This is a genomic window from Actinophytocola sp., assembly GCF_035712165.1.
Classification (GTDB): Bacteria; Actinomycetota; Actinomycetes; order Mycobacteriales; family Pseudonocardiaceae; genus DASYTH01.
The window spans coordinates 1-5,849 of sequence record NZ_DASTBH010000566.1; the positions used below are offsets into that span (position 1 = coordinate 1).

Annotated in this window: 5 protein-coding genes and 1 pseudogene; 2 read left to right on the forward strand and 4 right to left on the reverse strand. The window is 71.7% G+C overall.

The genetic code is table 11. The features are described from left to right. A pseudogene (locus tag VFO68_RS32910) lies at positions 1-732 on the reverse strand (hypothetical protein); the annotation flags it as partial. A gap of 154 nt (positions 733-886) precedes the next feature. Here VFO68_RS32910 and VFO68_RS32915 point away from each other — a divergent pair. Then, the gene (locus VFO68_RS32915; RefSeq protein ID WP_325162338.1) at positions 887-1,933 is read left to right on the forward strand and encodes a DUF3068 domain-containing protein; all 1,047 of its coding nucleotides are present in this window, start codon (positions 887-889) and stop codon (positions 1,931-1,933) included. 8 nt (positions 1,934-1,941) lie between these two features. Here the strand turns inward: VFO68_RS32915 and VFO68_RS32920 are convergent, their stop codons facing one another. Next, a complete protein-coding gene (locus VFO68_RS32920) occupies positions 1,942-2,667 on the reverse strand; it encodes a class I SAM-dependent methyltransferase (RefSeq protein WP_325162339.1) in 726 nt (241 codons plus the stop codon). 78 nt (positions 2,668-2,745) lie between these two features. Here VFO68_RS32920 and VFO68_RS32925 point away from each other — a divergent pair, with 78 nt between their 5' ends. After that, positions 2,746-3,867, forward strand: a complete 1,122-nt coding sequence (locus VFO68_RS32925) for a glycosyltransferase family 4 protein (protein ID WP_325162340.1) — start codon at positions 2,746-2,748, stop codon at positions 3,865-3,867. On the opposite strand, the gene VFO68_RS32930 is transcribed toward VFO68_RS32925, so the two are convergent. Next, positions 3,852-4,019 (reverse strand): hypothetical protein, encoded by a 168-nt coding sequence (locus VFO68_RS32930; RefSeq protein ID WP_325162341.1) that lies wholly within the window; start codon positions 4,017-4,019, stop codon positions 3,852-3,854. The genes VFO68_RS32925 and VFO68_RS32930 overlap by 16 nt on opposite strands. A gap of 3 nt (positions 4,020-4,022) precedes the next feature. After that, the gene (locus tag VFO68_RS32935) at positions 4,023-5,774 is read right to left on the reverse strand and encodes a hypothetical protein (protein ID WP_325162342.1); all 1,752 of its coding nucleotides are present in this window, start codon (positions 5,772-5,774) and stop codon (positions 4,023-4,025) included. Positions 5,775-5,849 lie beyond the last annotated feature (75 nt).

The following is a 5,849-nucleotide window of genomic DNA, read 5'->3' on the forward strand; positions in this document are numbered from 1 at the left end:
CAGGCCGGCATCGGTGGCCGGCAGATAACGCTTGGCCAGCAACACGTCCACGGTGGTGAGCGCGGCGAAGGCCAGCATGGTCACCGCGGCGTGGCCGACCTCGGCGAGCGCCCGAACACCGTTGCGGGCAACGAGCGCGGCCCAGCCGGGGCCGCGCACGGCGAGCGCGCCGGCCAGTACGGCCAGCCAGGCTCCGGCCGCCATCCCGGCCATGGTCGCGACCGACGTGCCGAAGGCGACCAGACCGATGATCGCGCCGCCGACCCGCCCGCCGACGGCGATCACGGTGACCGCCGCCAGCCGGCCGAACAGGTGCAGGCCCTGCACGACCCCCATCGGTGCGGCGATCAGGGTCATCGCCGGCAGCGCGACCGTCATCAGGATCAGGGCCGGCACCGAGATGCGCAGGGACAGGTGCAGCACCGGGACCGCCGCGGCGGCCACCACCGTGACCACGACCGCGCTGTACCCGGCGGCCCGGCCCAACCCGCCGGGTTCGCCGGCCGCCACCCGCCGGGCCAGCACCACCTGCAGGGTCAGGGCCGGAACCGCGCCCACCGCCAGCAGTCCCAGCAGCGCCGCCAACTCGCCGTAGCGCTCCGGACCGAGCACCCGGGTGCCCACCGCGACCAGGACGTAGCTGAGCAGGTTCACCACGACGGTCGCCAGCGTCACCGTCGCGGACGCGCCGAGCAGCGCGCGGACGCCGGTGGGGCGACCGGTGCCGGTCATTACCGTCCGTCCGGGAGTTCGGGAGCCACGGGCGCAGGTTAGCCAGCGTCGTCCGGTCTGGCAGCTTCGGGACCAAACTGGGACAAACGGTCTATTGCTTCTGAGTTACCACTGAGTAACCTGTGGGGCCTGGATCGAAGCTGAGGAGGATTTGTTGCGTCGCATCGTGGGATTCGTCCTGCTGGGGCTCGGGGTCTTCGCGGTGGTGCTGGGGCTGATGCTCCGCTTCTACGCCTATCCTCGCCTGGCCAAGGCCCCGTTGGACCCGCAGGGCGTGTCCGTCGCCAGTGGTAGCGGAGTGATCGCGCTGGTCTTCGAATCCGAGGAACCGGGCGGCCCGGCCACGCCGGTCATCCGGCAGAACCTCACCCTCACCGCCAACCGGTACGTCACCGGCGACCTGACCTCGCCCGAGGTTCAGGAGAACGGCGACGTCGCGAGTTGGATCGAGGCGCTCACCATCGTCGACCAGAACGGAAACCTGGTGAAGGCGACCGAGCGCCAGCTCTGCGTCGACCGGCACACCGCCGAGGCGGTGGAGCCCTGCACGGTGCGCTACATCAAGGCCACCACCGACCCGCGAACCCTGCAGGTCGTCAAGGAGGACGGCACCCCGCAGCCCGGTGTGAACCTCAAGTTCCCGTTCGACACCCAGAAGACGTCGTACCAGATGTACGACCTGACGATCCGGGCGAGCGCCGAGGCGAGGTTCGACGGCGAGGAAGAGGTCAACGGCCTGGACACCTACCGGTTCGTCCAGGAGATCCCGCCCACCAAGGTGGAGGAGCGGGTGGTGCCGGGCTCGCTGGTGGGCGACACCGAGCCGTCGGTCCAGGCCGACCTGTACTACCAGAACCGGCGCACCATGTGGGTCGAGCCGGCCACCGGCCTGATCGTCAAGGGCCAGGAGTCGCAGCACCAGGAGTTGGTGCAGTCCGACGAGCAGCCCGGCCAGGGCACCGTCGTCTTCGACGGCACGCTGGCCTTCACCGACCAGACGGTCGACAAGAACGTCAGCGACGCCAACGACAACCTGTCCAAGCTGTGGCTGCTCACCGGGCTGCCGGTCTACCTGTGGATCGGTGGCGCCCTGCTGATCGTCGCGGCGCTGTTCCTGCTGCTGGGCGGCGGCCGGGGCCGGCGGGCCGTCGTGCACCGCTCGCCCGAGGACGACCGCGAGCTCAGCGGCACCACCACCTGACCGGCGAATCAGAGTTTTCTCAGCACCATCACGAGATTCCAGGAGGCGAACTCCCGCAGTCCCGGAATACGCACGATCCAGATTGCCCACCACGGGTGATAACGCGGAAACGCCCGCACCAGCCGGGCGTTTCCGCAGGTTCGCGCCCAGCGCAGCGCGGTGCCCACGGAAATCGCGAAAAGGCTCTCGCCGAAGCGATTCTTCGGTTCCCGCAGGTGGCGTTTCGCGTATCGGTTGCGGGCGAAGTGTCCGCCCAGGTAGTGCCACGGCGCGGTCTCGTGGCCGCCCCACGGGGACAGCCACGGGGTGAAGGAGACGAACACCGTTCCGCCGGGCCTGGTCACCCGGACCATCTCCGCAAGCATGGCGGCGGGCGAGGCAACGTGCTCCAGCACGTTGGACGAGTAGCAGAGGTCCACCGACCCGGTCTGAACAGGCAGTTCGGTGCCGCTGGCGCGGACCATGCCGGCTCCGGGACGGCCGCGCGCGGACAGTTCGCCGACGTCCGGGTCGACGCCGAGGTAGTGCGCCCCGGCCGCGGTGAAGGCGTCGGAGAAGTAGCCCGGACCGCCCCCGACATCGAGGACCACCCGGCCGTCGAGCGGGGTGAACGAGGCCACCTGGCGTACCGAGTCCTCGGCCAGTGTCCGATAGAAATGGTCCGGGTCCGACTGCTCGACGAGAAATGCCCGAAACAGGCGCGTCGAGCGACTCAGCGTGGCCTCTTTTTTCATCCTGGGTATCGCTTTCGCCGGGTATTTCGACTACGTTCGTACTGACCGGTAACTTATCAGGTGTTTTTGGAGCGAGGGTTGACGGATATCGAGTGCAACGGCGCACGTCCGCACCTGTTACTGCTCAACTGGCGCGACACCAGCCATCCCGAGGGCGGTGGCTCGGAACGTTACCTGGAGCGCATGGCCGAGGGTCTGGCCAGCCGGGGCTACCGGGTGACCATGCACTGCGCGGCACATGATCAGGCCCCGGCCGACGAGTGGCGGCGCGGGGTGCGGATCCGCAGGCGCGGCAACCGCCTGACGGTCTACCTGCGGGGCCTGCAGGCGGTGCTGCGGACCCGGCCGGACGTGATCGTGGACGTGCAGAACGGCATCCCGTTCTTCTCCCGGCTGGTCGCCCGCTGCCCGGTGCACGTCCTGGTGCACCACGTGCACCGGGAGCAGTGGCAGCCGGTGCTGGGGGAGCGGCTCGGCCGGATCGGCTGGTGGATCGAGTCGCGGCTGGCGCCCCGGATCTACCGGGGCTGCCGCTACCTCACCGTCTCGCTGTCCACCCGCGACGAGCTCGTCCGGCTGGGAGTGGCCCCGGAGCGCATCACGGTGATCGAGCCCGGCGTGGATCCGGCGCCGGCCACCCACGCCGAGCCGGACGAGGACCCGGTGCTGGCCGTGGTCGGCAGGCTGGTGCCGCACAAGCGGGTCGAGCACGCGATCGACGTGCTGGCCCGGCTCGCCGAGCAGTGGCCCAAGCTGCGCCTGGAGGTGGTCGGCCAGGGCTGGTGGGCGGAGAACCTGCGCCGGCACGCGCAGCTGCGTGGCGTCGAGGACCGGGTGACCCTGCACGGCTGGGTGGAGGAACAGGACAAGCACGAGATCCTGGCCCGCTCGGCGCTGCACCTGTGCCCGTCGGTCAAGGAGGGCTGGGGCATCTCGATCATGGAGGCGGCCGGGCACGGGGTGCCGTCGATCGCCTACCGGGCCGCGGGCGGGGTGACCGACTCGATCGTGCACGACGAGACCGGCCTGCTCGCCGAGGACTTCGAGGATCTGGTGGAGTGCGTGGCCACGCTGCTGCGCGACGGTGAGCTGCGGGCGACCATGGGCGCGGCCGGCCGCGCGCGGGCCCGGAAGCTGGGTTGGGAGCGCGGGATCGCCGCCTTCGAGCGGGCGATCAGCCGCGGTTACTTGGTGCCGTAGTTGACCGCGCCGGCCCACGGGTTCGGCGGCGCGACCTCTTCGAAGTTGATGCTGTTGTCCGGAGCCGAGGTCAGCGCGACTGTGACGGCCACGCCAGACGCGAGGACGAAGCCACCCACAACGGCGACGATGGCACCGATGATCAACCGCACGGTTCACTCTCCTGGCTGGTTCCGCCGGAACGGGGTAAATCTACCGGTCGGTAACCCCCACCACAACAGCATTGCGATGATCAGAAGCAACGATCCGACATCGCCGATGACCACCGCGGCCACCGGTGGGCGGCCCCGCTCGTACGGAACGACCTCGCCCGGCAGCCGGTACAGCGACAGCCACTGGCCACCGAACACCTCGGTCGCGCCGGACGGAAGCGCGGGCACCGGGCCCGGCGTGCCGTGCTCGATCAGCAGCCAACCGACGCCCAGCCCGGGCAGCCCGCTCAGGCCGGCCCGGCGGATCTCCGCGGCCCGCCGGTCCTCGCCGGGCACTGGGCGGCCGCCGACCAGCAGGGTGTCGTCCAGGACCGTGGTCTCGGGAAGCACCCGGGGCGCGGGGTCGAGTTGGGTGCGCCTGCCGTTCCACTCGAACTGTCGGAACAGTCCGGCCGGCAGGACGAACACGTCGCCCGGCCGCTCGTCGGCGGCCAGGATCTCGCTGACCCGCGTCCAGTCCCTCGGGTAGGACACCGCGGCCAGCCGCCCGAACCCGGCCCAGGCCAGGTCCGGCAGCATGGCGACCGGAAGCAGCATCGCCGTCACCAGCACCGCGGCCCGCCCGGCGCGGGTGCGCAACGCCCCGGCCGCGCTCTCCACGGCCAGCGCGAACCCCAGCGCGAGCGGCAACGCCCACCAGGCCACCCAGCGCTGCGAGTCGCGCAACAGGGCGAAACCGGGTCCGTGCACGGTCAGCCAGCGCATCAGCGCCGCGCCCACCGGGACGGTCGGCAGCGCGGCGAGCAGCAGGCCGAAGGCGCCGAGCAGGGCCAGCGCGCGGGCCGGCGCGGCCCCCCAGCGGCGGGCCAGCACCCGCAACCCGTGGACCGCGGCACCGACCATGATCAGGATGACCAGCGGAAGCAGCGGGTTGGCCCGGCTGTCCGGAACCACCTCGGCGTTCCAGATGCCGCCCAGGCCGAGCAGGCTGACGAACTGGGTGCCCCAGTTCTCGCCCCGGGCCGCGAACGCGTCCACCCCCTCGGGTGCGGCGGCGGCGGTGGCCGGATGCAGCAGGCCAGGCAACCACCACGGCGCGTTCAGCACGAGCATCGCAACCCCGGTGAAGGGCAGCCGCCTGCGGCCCGCCGAGACCATCGCGACCAGCGCGGCGAGCATGCCGCCCGGCGCGGTGAGCACCGCCGGCAGGCAGGTGAGCACCAGCCGGGCGCCCGCCTTCGGCTCACCCCGGCGAAACGCCAGGCCGGCCAGGGCGATCCAGGGCAGGCAGGCGTAGGCCAGCAGGATCTGCCAGTGCCCGATGAACAACCGCTCGGCGACGTAGGCGCTCCAGCCGTAGGCCAGCCCGGCGACCACCCGGGTGGCGGTGGAGCCGGTCGGCACCAGCCGGCCGGCGCCGAGCACGGCGAAGAACAGCGCGGCGGCCAGCGCGAGCTTCTGCACGATGTCGCCGGGCAGCACGGCCGTCGCCACGGCCACGATCGCGTCGGAGGGCACCGCCCTCGGCAGCGCGGTGCCCTGGCCGAGACCGTCGGCCAGCAGCGGCTGCCGTGGGGTGAACACCATGTCGTAGGTGAGGACGAAACCGCGGCGCAACAACGGGGCGAGCACCGCCAGCGCCACCGCGGCTGCCACGGCGACGAGCACCGCGGTGGGCCGCCACGCCCGAAACCCCGCCGGGGCGGGCGGATCCGGACGGTCCTGCACCGCCGGTTCGGGCTCGGCGGACATCATGCTTCGCCCGCCTCAGGTGTCGGGTCCGGCGCGCGGCCCCGGCTGCCGAACCAGTCGACACCGGCCGCCACCACG

What these genes read in the sequence shown, in the direction of transcription:
- VFO68_RS32920 (WP_325162339.1), bottom strand. Translation starts at nt 2,667, where the DNA reads ATGAAAAAAGAGGCCACGCTGAGTCGCTCGACGCGCCTGTTTCGGGCA.
- VFO68_RS32935 (WP_325162342.1), bottom strand. Translation starts at nt 5,774, where the DNA reads ATGATGTCCGCCGAGCCCGAACCGGCGGTGCAGGACCGTCCGGATCCG.